Source organism: Flavonifractor sp. An91 (assembly GCF_002159225.1).
Lineage (GTDB): Bacteria > Bacillota > Clostridia > Oscillospirales > Oscillospiraceae > Flavonifractor > Flavonifractor avicola.
The window spans coordinates 22,454-36,811 of sequence record NZ_NFHA01000019.1 but is presented as its reverse complement, the minus strand read 5'-3'; the positions used below and the strand labels follow the sequence as shown (position 1 = coordinate 36,811).

The window sequence follows — 14,358 nt, the reverse complement described above, 5'->3', positions numbered from 1 at the left end:
ACAGGGTGGACAGTGATAGGTTAGCAAAAATGCAGAACGGCAGATAACATGATCACAGACCTTCTCCTCAGGTTTGTAAGATGTCAGCTTGCTGCTGCGACTCATACAAGGGCCTGTCTGCCGAAAGTGGAGAGATTTATCTGTTCAGCATCACGGATGGCCTCATATAGTATATAGTGGAGTTCCTCTGTCTGCTCTAAGAAAAGTTTCAGCAATAACCGGCACTGGACTCCGTTGCTTTACATAGATTCGCTTTCTTACGGCAAAGAGGGGATGGGTTATGCCCACCCCCTCTTTGCAGATGTAATGGATTTATCCTCTCTCAGTTCGCTTCGTACTGTCCGCAAAACCTTTGCAGCATCGCTGCCGCCTGAGCGCGGGTGGCGGTGCCTTTCGGGTCGAGCATGGCAGCGCCGGTGCCGTTGAGCAACCCTGCATTCACGGCCCAATCCATGGCCTCCAGCGCATAGTCGGAGATTTGATCATAGTCCGCATACTCCCGGATCGCCATGCCGCCCTGGGTGGTGTCATAGCTCTTGTACTGGGCGTAGCGGTAGAGCATCGCAGCCAGCTGCTCACGGGTGATGGGGTCGTCCGGGCCGAACAGCCCGCCGCGGTAGCCGTCCACGACGCCCTCGCTGGCCGCCCAGCGCACCGCTTCGCCGTAGTAGGTGGCCGTATCAACATCGGAGAAATCCATCAGGTAGTTGACCACAGGGCTGCCGGAGAGCCGCCACAGGATGGTGACAATCTGGCCCCGTGTGATGGTGCGCTCCGGGCTGAAGGCGGAGCTGCTGGTGCCGTTCATCAGCCCGTTGTCATAGGCATACTTCACCGCCTCGTAATACCATGCGTTCTCAGAAACGTCGGTGAAAGGCAGAGCGGAGGGCTCGGGCTCTTCGCCAACGAGGGCAAATTCCGCCGTCACGCTTACCCCACCCCGAGGCATGATAAAGCTATACTTTCCGTTTCCGGCATCGGTAAGGGCGATCTCATTGCCTCTGCTGTCGGTGACGGTGACCTGTTCCACCTCGTACCCCTCCTCCGGGGTCGCCGTGATGGTTACGGTCGCTCCGCCGGAAGCCCGGCGGGGCGTCACCGCCACAGCGCCGTTGGCGATATCGCCGGCCACCGTCACGGAATAGGTGGCGGAGCCGGAACCGCCGCCAGACGGGCTGTCAGTCTCCGCCGAGGCGATGCAGCTGACTCCAGCAGCAGTCACACGGAAAGTGTACTGAGTGCCGTTGGCCAGCCCCAAAACCTTAACCGTGCCGGAGGCGCCTTCCGCCGCAGCCGCCAGATAAGCGCCGCTGCAGGCGTCTTCGGCAGAGAGGGGCGCGTCAGACAGGGTATGCCATTGCTGGCCGTCCGCCGTGATCTCCACGGTGATACCAGCGGCAATCTGAGGTAGATTTTCCCAGCGGAGCGTCACTGTCCCGCTGCCACCCTCAGCCTGGAGAACCGGCTGCGCCTCCGCAGCGGCAACCGGCTGAACCGGCGTTACGGTGCGGTTTCCGCTGCTGTCGGTGAGAACGGCATACCAGAGGGTGGCGCCGTTTCCTGCGCAGGAGGCCGTCTGCCCGGGGCTCGCCTGGGCCGCGCCCACCTGCACGGCGTCGCCGGCGTACAGGTACAGGGATTCGGTGTCAAAGCTGCGGGGCTCTGTGCCGCCGCCCAGATCCAGCCGAATTGCAAACTCATCTTTGTTCTTCTGGTACAGGCCGTCCACCTGGTTATACATACCGCTGCCCCAGTTGGAGATCGTCGCTCCTGTGACCGGGGAATAGGTGTGGAAGTAGACCAGATCGTTCTCCAGGTCCACCTGGATGATACGCATCAGGCCGTCTCCGCCATGGGGCGGGTTGCCTCCCTCACCCTGGTAGTCCTGCAGGATGCTGTAGAACTGCCGGCTGCTTCCATAGGGCGCGATGAGATCCACGCCGTCGATGTGGCCGCAGAGCACCAGCTTCACATTCTCATTGGGGTCGATAACCTTTGTTTTGAGCAGGCTGGTATTCAGGCCGGTGATCTGCCCGCCGCTGGAGAAGTTGTGGGTGAGGATGATGACGCTGTAATCCGGATACTCCGGCACCAGGTCTGCCGCCCAGTCGATCACCTCCGCATCCAGATAGTAGCCCAGGGACAGGAGCATAATCTTGCTGCCCTGGAATTCACCGGTCAGCGCCATACCGTCGGTGCCGTTGCAGCTGCCCGCCAGCGTCCAGGACCCGGCGTTCTCTTCAAAGCGGGACAGGGGGAAGTATTTTTCGTAGAGCCGCTCCTCATTGGGCTTGCCGTCGTAGCGGTAGTCGTGGTTGCCCCATGCGATGGTGTAGGGCACCCCGGCCTCCTCCAGGAGCTGGTAGCCGTCGTCCGCCACCCGCCAGTTGTACTCATAGTTCAGGTTGGAGCGGTTGGTCACATCGCCGGTGTTGAAGGTGATAATGCCGTTGAGCTCCTCATAGCTGTCCGCAATCCACTGGTACTGCTCCAGGAACATCTCGGGATAGAACTGGGACTGATACTGGGTGTCGGAGTTCCAGAACATGGTGAAGTCGTACTGGCCCTCCTCCGGCGCATAGCCGTCCCGGTCGGCGGGATCCATGCCAAGGCCCCGGAAGAGCATCAGGTAAAGCCTGCTGTCCTCGGTGTACTCCGTGCCCTCCACGGTGACATCCATGGTCAGCGCACCGGCGCCGGTGGTGGAGGCCACCTTATCCCATGCTCCGGTGTCAAAATTGTAGGCGTAGGCGTGAACCTGGCGGTCGGACTGGCCCTGCCATGCGAAGTGGTAGGTCCCGGCGGAGAGCTGATCCAGCGTCAGCGTCACCTCGTAGATCTGATAGGGATTTTTACCGTCCTCGCCGGTGGTGGTCCGCTGCACACTGTCCGCCGGGGCGAACTCCATCTGCCTTGGATCGATGTCGCTGCCGGGAACGGTATCACTGGTGCTGCCCTCGCAGACCCGGAGGGTTTCGCCGGTGAGCGGGGCGGCTTCCGCCTGGTAGAACTCCACCTGGATGATGTCGGTCTCCTCCGCCGCCGGCTGTACAGTGAGCGTTTGGCTGTCTTCGCCGCTCTCAGTAGACAGGGTGGGCTGAGTCGGGGCGGCTGTGTCGGCGGTCTCCAGCTGGAAAGCGCACTGGGCTGTCCGCCCGTCTGCGGCAAGCCGGAGCGTCACCCTGTGGCTGCCGGTGCCGTTCAGGGGCAGCTCTACGTTGAAAGCGCCGGCGGGGACGATTCCCAGATCAACCGCCGTGCCGTCCACATCAGCCGTCAGCGCCCCGGACCGGCCGGCCACGCCGGCGATCTGTACCTGACCGGCGGCCAGGGTCTCGCCGCGTCCGGCGGCATCGGCGGCCAGGGTCAGGCCGCCCTCCTTTTGTTCGGCTGGGCCAACTGTCACGGCGTCGCCGAGATAGCAGGCGTAGCGGAAGGCCTCCCATTGGGCGTTGGTGCGCTCGCCCGTAATCTGCACCTCATGGATTGTGCCGTGGAAGCCGCCTTCGGCACCGTCGGAAAAGGCCCCGATGACCGTGGGGATGGATCGGTCCAGGAAGGTGCCGCTCTCGATAAACACCGTCTCCTCCGAAACGGGCTCGCCGTCCAGATAGGTGCCGACGGTAAAGCCGTCGTAGGTCAGGGTCACCAGATGGGGCGTGCCGTCCGGGGCGGGGAGGTCGTTGCGGTAGGTCTTATGCTGCGTGGCATTGCTCCGCCACCAGCGGCAGGTGTAGTCCGTGTAGAGATCCCCGTCGGAGGCCACCCCCAGCAGATAGGCATTGTGGCCGGTGGGGTCGCCCTGCAGGTACTTGGAGACCAGCGCGCCGGTGGATTCGATCTTCTGGAGATCCTCCTGCGTCATGGAGAACACGGCGCTGACGCTGATCCGGTCGTAATCATCGCCGATACTGGCATAGGTGATGCTGGCATTGTCAAACTGCGCGGCCGCGTCGCCGTCCACGGTGACGGACGCAAGGGAGCCCCGCACCGTGCCGGTCTGACTGCCGGTGGAGTCGGTCCGCGTTCCCCTGTCCTCCGAGGAGCCGGCGAAGTGCTCCACCAGGCGGTAATCGTCGTTCCACACGGCGGCAGGATCCTCGCCGTCGCTGCCGCCGAAGTAGACCCACAGCCCGGTGACGCTTTCGGCGGCCGCCTCGGGCACCCGCACCCAGACGGTGGTGACGCCGTCGGCGTCGTAGGTCTCCACCTCGCTGGGCAGCCGCTCGCCCTCGGCGGTATAGAACTGCATCCTCTCAGAGGGGGCCTGCTCCAGCCGCACCAGAACGGGCACGTCGGTGAAGGTCAGATTCGTGTCATTTCGGACGGTGACGGCCCGCCGCTGTGCGGCTGTGTCGTCCAGCCAGAGTCCGCCGTCCTCCGCCAGGCCGGGGGCCTCTGCCTCCACCAGCAGATGGTAGTTGGACACCTGGCGGCGCTGGTCGTCGCTGAGGGCGTCATAGGCCTGCCGGGCCGGGGCCATCTCCCCGCCGGCGATCTGCGCCTCCACGGTGGAGACCTCCTTGTCGATGCCGAAGCCGTCGATCATGGTGGGGCACATCTCCATTTTGATTTCGTACATGCCCACGCAGAGGCGGCCGCCGTCCACCGTCACCACAGCGAAAGTGGGCACGCCCCTCTGGTCGCTGCGGGCAAAGCCGGAGATATACGCGTCCAGTTCCTCAGTGGTCATGGCGCCGATCTGGCTGTCCCGCTCCGTCCCGGCGGAACCGGGCTCCAGGTAGACCGTGCCCTCCGGGGAGATGCTGTACTCAAACCGCTTGCCGTTGACGGTCTCCGTATAGGTGGCGCAGTCATCTGCGCCGCCGCTTGCAAGCGGATAGGTCCTGCCCAGGATGTGGTCGTGGCCCTGGATCACCAGGTCGATCTCCAGCTCCTCCATCACTGGCAACAGCACATCCCGCAGCGCGGCGATATCCGCATCGTCGGCGTGGGCACCGGAGGTATAGGGCCCCTTGTGAAGGCTGAGGATAATCCAGTCAGCACCCTCCGCCCGGGCGGCCGTCACGTCCTGCCTCAGCCAGGTCAGCTGAGCCTCGGACAGGCACTGCACGGCGTCGTCGTTGGTGTCCAGCACGGCAAAGTGGGCGTTGGCGTAGTCAAAGCTGTAGTAGTCCTTCCCCTCTGCCGCCCGGCTCACATAGAAGTGGTCGGCAAAGCCCTCGCCGTCCTCGTCTCCGGCGGTGGGGGCCAGGGGCAGATCCAGCAGCAGGTCCGCGCTCTGGAACAGCAGATCCTGCCAGCCCTCCTCGCCGCGTCCGGCGGACACAAAGTCGCCGCTGTGAAGCAGGAAGGCCGCGTCCGGCGCCGCCTGCAGCGCCGACGCCATGGAGATGGCGGCGGTTTCGGCCCCGGTGAAATCCTTGGCCTCGGTGTCGGAGAGGCTGAGGAAGGTAAAGCCGCCGTCTTCCGGCGCGGTGGTGAAGGAACCCACGGCGGAAAACACATTATCCGTGGTGCTGCCCACCTGATAGTAGTAGCGGGTGCCGGGCTGCAGTCCCTGGGCGGCGGACTGGAGGCGCCAGCCGTTCTCGGTCTCCAGGGCTACGGCTGCAAATTCCATCGGTTCGCTCATGTCAGGGCTGGCGCTCACCCGGAGCACCGCGTCCTCACCACTCTCATAGTACCAGGTGAAGCCCATCTGTGTGGCGGGATCGCCGTAGATGGTGGCGGTCAGGCGGTTAACCTGGTCATTGCCGTAGGAAAAGGGCTGGGGCATGGGGTGGCCGTTCTCCATTTTCCACATAAGCGTGAAGTCATAGCCGATGTCCTCATAGGTGGCCTGCTCCCCCAGGGCGTCCGCGGAGACCGTCCGGCCGTTCTGGATTTCCGAGCCGGCGGGGATGTCATTGAAGGTGATTTCCTCGCAGGCCAGGTTATTGCTCAGCGTGAGGGAACTCTGGAAGCCCGTGAAGGCGTAGATGCGGCCGAAATCCTCTTTCGCGTTCTCCCCGGTGGTGGTGATGCTGCCTCCGTAGGCCACGTTGCCGCGGAGGGTCACGGTATTGGGATAGGCGCAGATGATGCCGGCATAGACCTGATCGCTGTCGCCCTCAATGGTGATGTCCACGTCGGCCACGCAGTTGAGGATGCTGCTGGTGGCGCTGTAGCCCGCGATGCCGGCAGGCTGCGGACCGTACTGGCCGGAGCGGGAGCCGCAGGTGAAGTCACCGCTGACAAAGCAGTTGCTGATGGAGGCGTTGATCCCCTCATAGCGGCCGTTGAGGGCGGTGATGCCGGCCACCTTGCTGGCGTTAAGGGCGGTCACCTCCGCGTCGATCACCGCGCAGGCGCGGATGGAGCCGCCGTGACCGTTTTCGCCGGCCACCACGGCCACGCCGGAGTAGCCGTCCTCGCCGCAGTCGGCGGTGGAGGTGATCACCGGGTGATCGAACACGATATTCTGGATGGAGCCGGTGTTGACGCGGACAAAGCCCACCCGGTACTCCGTGCGCTTACCGGTGGTGTCGTCATTGATGGTCAGATTGGAGATCTTGTGGCCGCCGCCGTCAAAGACCCCGGTGAATTCGTCGATCATGGGGAAGTTCTCCCCGGACATATCGATGTCCGCAGTCAGCAGAAGGGACTTGCCCTGGATCCGCACGTCTCTGCTGTTCAGCAGGCCCACGGCGTACAGCAGATCCTCCTTGTCGGCGATCTGATAGGGGTCGCCCGCCGTGCCGCTGCCCGCCAGCTCCAACGGAGCCATGTCGCCGGGCGCCCGGAGAACCGGCACGCCGTCCTCCAGCTTCCAGGTGGCGTCCAGGTTCCAGCCGATCTCCGCGTACTTCTCCTTGGTCAGTTCGTCCGCCTCTACAGCCGTCCCCGGCTTGTGGCAGATAGGGGTTCCCGCGGGCTCGATGGTCAGTCCGCCGTTCACCGCCAGATTGTCGTGGGTCTGGGCGCCCTCTTCTATGATCCGGGGGCAGATGGCGCCGGCGTAGATGTCGTTAAAGCCGTCCACATAGATAATTTCACCGCTCACGGCCACGTTGCCGTTCATATCCACCTCGTTGGCGTAGCCGCAGATAAGACCCGCGTTAAAGGGGCTGTCGGTGGCGGAGGCCCCGGTCAGGGTAACGTTGGAGACGTAGCAGTTCTCCAGCACGCTGGTGGCGCTGTAGCCCGCGATGCCGCCCAGAATCACACCGGTCCCATTTCCCGCAGAACGGGGGCCGGCGGTGAAGCTGCTGTCTGCAACCAGGCAGTCGGTGATCTCCGCGTGGACGCCGGGATCCCGGCCGCTGATAGACGCGATGCCGGCGGCCTTGCTCATTTTTGGGGCGTTCACCGTGGAATCGTACACGGCCACCCGGCGGATCACACCGCCCTCCTGGTTTTCGGCCACCGCCACGGCGGCGCCGGAATAGCCGTCCCCGCTGGAATCGGCCTGGGTGGAGATGTCCGCCCCCCGGAAGGTCAGGTTCTCCACCGTGCCCCTGTTCACCCGGATGAAGGCCACGCCGTACCCGCTGACGGTGCCCGTAGTCTCGTCCTTGATGGTCAGGTTGGAGATGGTGTGCCCGTTGCCGTCAAAGACCCCGGTGAACTCATCGATCATGGGGAAGCTGTCATCCGACATGGTGATGTCGGCCGTCATCCGGAAGGTCTTGCCGGTATAGGCGGAATTGTTCCCGTTGAGCTGCTCCGCGGCGAAGATCAGCTCCGCCTCGCTGGAGATCTGATAGGGATCCTCCTGCGTCCCCGCGCCGGTTAAGCCGGTTACCGCCGCAGGGCCCGCGGCCGGCACGAAGCCGGCCGCAAGGACCTGGGCGGGAAGCTGAGACAAAATCAGAACCAGTGCCAGCATAAAACCGGCCATTCGTTTAAAATTCATATCATTCCCTCGCTTGTTTGAAAAGAGATGAAAGGGTCACCGCTCCGCGGCCTCCAAGAAGCGCATGAGTATGGCGGCCGCCTCGGCGCGGGAGGCGGTGCCCAGGGGGTTGAGGGTGTTGCTGCCCACGCCGCTGATGATGCCGGCGTTCACCGCCCAGGTCATGCCCTCCAGGGCCCAGCCGGAGATCTGATCGTAGTCGGTGAACTCCCGGACCTCCATGCCCGCCTGGCTCACGTCATAGCCCTTGTACTGGGCGTAGCGGTAGAGCATCACCGCCATCTGCTCCCGGGTGATGCTGCCGTCGGGGGCGAAGCTGCTGCCGTCCCCGATGCCGTTGACCACGCCCTGGTTGGAGGCCCACTGTACCGCCCCGTAGTACCACGCCCCGGGGGCCACGTCGCTGTACCCCCCGGCGGACCCGGCGGGGTTCCCCTCCAGGTTCCACAGCACCTGCGCCAGCATGGCCCGGCTCAGAGTGCCGCCGGGGGCGAAGGTGGCGGCGGAGGTGCCCTTCATCAGCCCGTTTTCATAGGCGTATTCCACCGCGTCGTAGTACCACGCGCCCTCGGAAACATCGGTGAAGGGCAGGCCGGCGGGCTGGGGCTCCTCGCCGATGGGGGCGAATTCCGCCGTCACCCTCGCCCCGCCCCGGGGCATGATGAAGCTGTACTTGCCGTCGCCCTTCTCGCTCACCGCGATCTCATTGCCGCTGCTGTCGGTGACGGTGACCCGCTCCACCTCGTACCCCTCCTCCGGGGTCGCCGTGACGGTCACGGTCTGGCCGCCGGAGGCCCGGCTGGGCGTCACCGTCACAGCGCCGTTGGCGATGTCGCCGGGCACCGTCACGGAATAGGTGGCGGAACCGGAGCCGCCCCCTCCGCCGCCCTGATTGCCGTCGTCAGGCTCCTGCGCCTGATTGGGCGTGAGCTCATACGCCGCCACGGTGCCGCTCACCTCGCAGGCGGCCAGCAACAGGTCCTTGTCCGTGGGGCTCACATCGGCGGGGATGAAAGCCAAGCCCTCGGGGGCTACGTCGCCGCCGGTGACCCACTTGTCCAGCTCCCCGTCCTCGTACTGCCCGGAGCCGGGAACGATGCTGTCAAAGTCGCGGGAGTTGATGTAATTGACGAACTCACTGTCCGCCGGCTCGGTCACATCGTAGACCATGACGCCGCCGGTGCGCTCCAGTGCCACGAAAGCGTAGGTGCGGCCGTCCACCGTGCCCACGGTGATGCTCTCGGCCTCGGGGCCCTTCTTGCCGGAACGGTCGTCCAGAACCGCGTTGTCGTTGGAGCAGTTGTAGTACTCGGGCAGGTACTGGGCGGTAAGGCGCTCGAAATCGTCGCCGCTGGTAAAGACCTCGGTGATGCCGTCCCCGTTCACCTCATACACGGTGAAAGAGCGGCCGCCGAACAGGTAATCCTTGGTCTTGTCCAGGCCGTCGTATCCCTTGGCGCTCTCATTCTCGGCCTCTTCACCGAAGTAGACCACCTTGCCGCCTACCTGATCCTCTTTGATGTTGCCGGCGGGGGAGGCAGCTCCCTTTTTGGCTTCGTTCTCATTGAGATAATCGCCCCATTCTCGGCTGTCGCCCTCGTTGGCGGTGACCAGATAGGTAGTGCCGTTTACCTCAAAGGCAGCGATTCCGTCAGGCATACGGATGCCCAGCAGGCCCTCATATCTCTGGGGATTGTATTTCTCGTCTTCCTTGTCGATGTCCACGGGGGTAACGCTGTAGTCCTCGAAGCCCGCGGAATACACGCCGGTGAAGGTTTTGGAGGCGATGTCCAGCACCGCGATGGCGTTGGCCTCCTGCAGAGTGACGTAGGCCTTGCCGCCGGACACGGCGATGTACTCAGGCTCAAAGTCCACGGAGGGTGCCGTTCCCTTCTTGAGCACGATGCCGGCCTGGGCCAGTTCCTCCCGCTGCGTATCAAAGTCATCAAAGGTCACGACTGTGGCTTCGCCGGCGGCCACGTTCACAATGCTCACGGAGCCCTTGGGGTCGGACGTGCCGCTGCCATAGCCCTCGCGCGGCTCGCCTTCGTCAGCGGTGAGGACGGTGCTGTTGTTGTCGGCGAAGGTAATCATGTCGGGCTGCACGCCCACCTCCACCACGCGGGTGAGCTCCAGATCGCCGTCGGTGTCACAGGCAAACAGTGCCACCCGGCCGGCTTCCTTATAGCTGTCTGCCTGCAGGGCCACCGCCAGGGTGCTGCCGTCAGGGGAGACGGCCACGGAGGTCATGTCCCCGTACTGGAAGCTTTCATCCATCGCCTTCACTGCGGCCCTCACGTCGAAAGTACGCCCCCTGAGACTGGTTAGCGTATCGCCGGCTTCCATCCTGCCCATGGGCAGGATGGCCAGCACGCCGCTCTTGCCGTTGACGGCGTAGGCGTGCCGGTTGGCGGTGTTGTAGGCCACGATCTCCATGACACCGCCGTCCACGTCATACTGTCCGGAGGTGTAGCGGCCGATCGCTGTCACATTCAGATCGGTTTCTCCGTTGGCAAAGCCCTTAGCCGGGGTCAGATCCTCCGCCGGGCGTGCGTTGCGGTAAATGGTGAAGGTGTCCACCACGCTCATGTCGCTGGTGCGGTAGGTGGTGACGGTGAAGCTGTCGTCGGTCACATCCACCCGGGAGATGTTGGGCACCCGCTCCTGGTTCATCACCGCGGCATAGGGAAATTCAAGATTCGTCTGAATATTGTAAAACTTACTGCCGGAGGCGGAGTTGGCGGTCACATACAGGATGCCGTTGGGGGCGTAAACCGCCTCGGGCACGCCATTCCCGTCGGCGTCGGTGTACTTGTCGCTCTCGGTAATGGGGGTAAGGCCGTTCATCATATAGCTGCGCACATACACATGGTCGTGGCCCATGAGCACCACGTCGATGTCCAGCTCCTCAAAGATGGGCACCAGCTCTTCCCGGCGCTGAAGGATGTCGCCCTCCACCGCGTGGCTGGCCACGGAGTAGATGGAGTGGTGGAATGTGACCACCTTCCACTGGATGCCCTGACCCGCAGTGGCCGCGATGGCATTTTCCATGAAAGCTTTGTGTTCAGCAGTGCTCATGCTGTTGCTGTTGAGCACCATAAAGAGCGTGTTGCCGTACACAAAGTAGTAGTCGCTGCTGGCGGTGGTGGTGCCCTTACCGCTCACGTTGGGCTCGTTGAAGTGCTGGCTGTAGGCGGCGCTGGAGGAATCGTGGTTGCCCACCACGGTGGCAGTTGCCAGGCCGGTCAGCTCCTCGTGGTTCAGATAGCCGTTGTACTCCTCCTCGTTGTTGGCGGTGTTCACCTGGTCGCCGGCAGACAGGAGGAAGTCGAGGCCGTCAAAAGCGGGGTCGGAGGCCAGCAGGCCCAGGGTCTTGTCCCAGCCCTCGATGTCGCTGGCGGTGCTGCCCGCGCCGATCTGGGGGTCGCCCGCCAGGGCGAAGGAGAAGCCATCCGACGTTTCGCCGGTGGTGAAGGTGTGGATCTCACTGCTCACCTCGCCGTTTACCAGCTGATAGGCGTAGGTGGCGTTGGCCTCCAGGCCGGTGATGGTGGCCTGGTTGGAGTACAGGCCGCCGTCGTTGGACAGGCTGGAGACCGCATCAAAGCAGGCGGCGCTCTCGGGCATCTGGCCGTCCGTCAGCTCGCTCTCCTTGGCCACCAGTACCTGGCCGGGCTGGCTGTAGCCGGTATACCAGGTCAGGTTCCGCTCGGTCTCGTCCGCGCCCACGAAGAGGGAGATGTCAGTCACGTCGGAGGAGATGGGCTCGTCAGTGAGGTGCAGGTCGGTGAAGTGGAACCACACGTCGGAGCTGCTCTGGCGTCCGTTGTGCAGCTCCACGGCGATGGTGTTCTCCCCCACCTGCAGCAGGGTCAGGTCGGTGAGGGTAAAGGTGCTGGTGATCGGGGTGCCGGAATTGGCGCCGCCGTACTGGAGGTTGGCGTCAAAGCCGTGCCCCAGGGAGTTTCCGCTGGCATCGCAGGCGACGTCGTCAAAGGCCGCCACCCGCTGGCCGTTGATGTACACGATCACGCCGTCGTCGTGCTGGAGGGTGCCCACCAGCTTGGTCATCCCATCCAGGGAGGGGATGCTGAAGGTGGTGCGGAAGAAGTAGGCCGGGGTGTCGCTGCTGCCGTCGCAGCCGTCCAGGACGGTCTCGGCGGTGTAGCCGCTCTCCAGTTCCGCGGCGCCCCGCTTGGAGCCGAAGGGGCCGGAGGCCGTCTCCCACTTGCTGTCGTCGAAGTCGGCCGCCGTCCAGCTGGTGCGGTCATAGCCCGCGCCCTCGGGGTCGCCGGCGGGGTCGGTGTTGTTGTCCAGATAACTCCACTGCGTCTCCCCGTCCAGCAGGGCGGCCACCGCGGGAAGAGGCTCGGTGCTGAACTCCAGGGAGGTAAACGCAAAGTAGATGTCGGAGCTGCTGGCGCGGCCCTGGTGGAGCTCCACGGCCACGGTGTTCTCCCCCTCCACCAGCAGCTCAAGAAGCTCCGGGGCGGTTACGCTGATTTCGCCGGTCTTGGGGGCGGAATCGTTGGAGCCGCCGTACTGGAGGTTGCTGGTTATATCGCTGTCGTCAAAGCCGGCGATCTTGGCACCGTTGAGGTACACGGTGGCCGCGTCGTCATAGAGCAGGCTGCCGGTGATCTGGGTTACCGCGTCCGGCTCCTCCACCTGGACGGTGGTGCGGAAGAAGAAGGCCTCCTTGTCGGTCTTTCCGTCCTCCTTGTACTGGTCCAGCAGGGTGGTGATGGCGTGGCCGCCGTCCATGCCATCGGCGCCGCCGTTCTTGGCGCCGAAGCTGCCCTTGGCAGTCTCCCAGCCGGAGTCGTTATAGGTGGGGTCGGCCCAGTCGGTGCGGTCGGTCAGACCGGCGGCCGGGTCGGAGCCGTCGTCCAGGTAGCGCCATACCGTTTCAGCGTTGATCTCCGCCGGCACAGCGGCGGCGGGCGCAGCGGCGGCGGGCCCAACGGCGGATGCCGCCGGGGCCAGCTGCAGCGTCAGGGTCAGCGCCAGCAGCAGGGACAGGGCCGCATTTCGTTTCACACACTTCTTCAAGACAAATAACATCCTTTCCTGTGGATTTCCCGCCAGGGGCATCTCCGCCGGGCGGCCGCAGAGGCAGCGCACACCCTGCTCTATTTTTCAATAGAGCAACGCAAAGGGCGCCCTTTGCCGGTCCGGCCGCGCTCCGGCGATTATCGCCGGGCAGGTTTTATTTTATGCAAACTAGCTGTGCCAGGATCTTTTATCTTGGGGAACAGCCATGCTGCCGCGGCCACGGCCAGAGGTACCGTAAGGATCACTCCGCAGGTGCCGCACAGCCCCTGAGCCAGCTCCTGGGCCAGATAATCGGAGGACAGCAGCTGATTGGCCTGGGTGCCGTAGGAATAGAGTACCAGTATGGTCATCAGCGAACTGCCGGCGAAAGCGAAGATCAGCGTGTTGCAGTTGATACCGATCATATCCCGGCCGATATTCAGTCCGGCGCGGAAAAGCTCCCGGGGAGTCCGTTCTCCCACATCGCACAGCTCCCACAGGGCCGACAGCAGGGACATGGCCACATCCATCACCGCACCAAGGGAGGCAATCATAGTGGCGGCAAAAAGCACTGTGGAGAGATTAAGTCCCGTGTTCTGTGCCACCACAAGCAGGCTTTCAGCGTCAGAGGTCTGAAAACCGGTCAGGTGCAGAAGCCGCGAAAACACCCAGAACAACAGGCAGGCCGTGCTTTCTCCGGCCAGCGTCACGCCCACGGCTATAGCGCCACGGAACGTTGGACCGTAAAGCAGCAGGATGGTCACCACCGCGGCTGCCAGTACAGACGTCATGCCCATAAGGAGCGGAGAGGCTCCCTCATAGATAGCCGGCACCGTCACCCGCAGGAAGAAGGCAAGGGAGAACACCACCGCGAGTGCCGACGCCAGTCCTTTCCGTCCGCCCACAGCCGCCATAAGCAGCAGAAATACCGTCAGAATCGCCACCACTCCGCCCGTCCGGTCATAGTTGTAGAGAGTGTAGTAGGGCTCCACATTTTCCGGCGCATCCACGCAGACAATCACTCGGGAACCGGTCTGCGCCAGGATATTGTGAGTAGCGGTCAAATAATTGGTCAGGCGGATGGTTTCGCCGCTGTCCATGAGAATCTCCAGCTCCTGAACCCCAAGCTGCTGCCCGCCTTTCAAATCGCTGTCCGAGAGCTCCTCAGACAAAACAGTCTTCACTGTCCCCGGCTCATGGGAGATGCCGTTTGTGGCCAGAGCCTGAAAGTATTGGCGGCCCTGAGGCAGAAATAAAAGCACCGTGACCGCCAGCACGATCAGGCATAGAATCCATTGGCGGACAGATGCACATTTGGGGTCGGTCATGGAAATCTCTCCGGTTCTTTCGGAATCCGTCCCAGCCGGGACGGTATATGTCATAGATAAAATGAGTATAAAACACCTCTGTCGTCGTATCTATACAGGTGACGAAAAATATAAGTAAAATTTATATAAAACAGTCAG

General features: G+C 63.3%; 3 protein-coding genes. All 3 read right to left on the bottom strand.

Going from position 1 to position 14,358, the window contains the following annotated elements; genetic code table 11:
* Positions 1–322 precede the first annotated feature (322 nt).
* The gene (locus tag B5G42_RS11400) at positions 323–7,858 is read right to left on the bottom strand and encodes an S-layer homology domain-containing protein (protein ID WP_087270442.1); all 7,536 of its coding nucleotides are present in this window, start codon (positions 7,856–7,858) and stop codon (positions 323–325) included.
* Positions 7,859–7,894: 36 nt separating this feature from the next.
* On the bottom strand, positions 7,895–12,898 hold the full coding sequence (locus B5G42_RS11395) for a choice-of-anchor I family protein (RefSeq protein ID WP_162611095.1): 5,004 nt from the start codon (positions 12,896–12,898) through the stop codon (positions 7,895–7,897).
* Positions 12,899–13,050: 152 nt separating this feature from the next.
* Positions 13,051–14,274, bottom strand: a complete 1,224-nt coding sequence (locus B5G42_RS11390; RefSeq protein ID WP_087270436.1) for a YibE/F family protein — start codon at positions 14,272–14,274, stop codon at positions 13,051–13,053.
* Between the last annotated feature and the right edge of the window lie 84 nt (positions 14,275–14,358).

Coding starts and splice junctions, on each gene's coding strand:
- B5G42_RS11400 (WP_087270442.1), bottom strand. CDS start 7,858: ATGAATTTTAAACGAATGGCCGGTTTTATGCTGGCACTGGTTCTGATT.
- B5G42_RS11390 (WP_087270436.1), bottom strand. CDS start 14,274: ATGACATATACCGTCCCGGCTGGGACGGATTCCGAAAGAACCGGAGAG.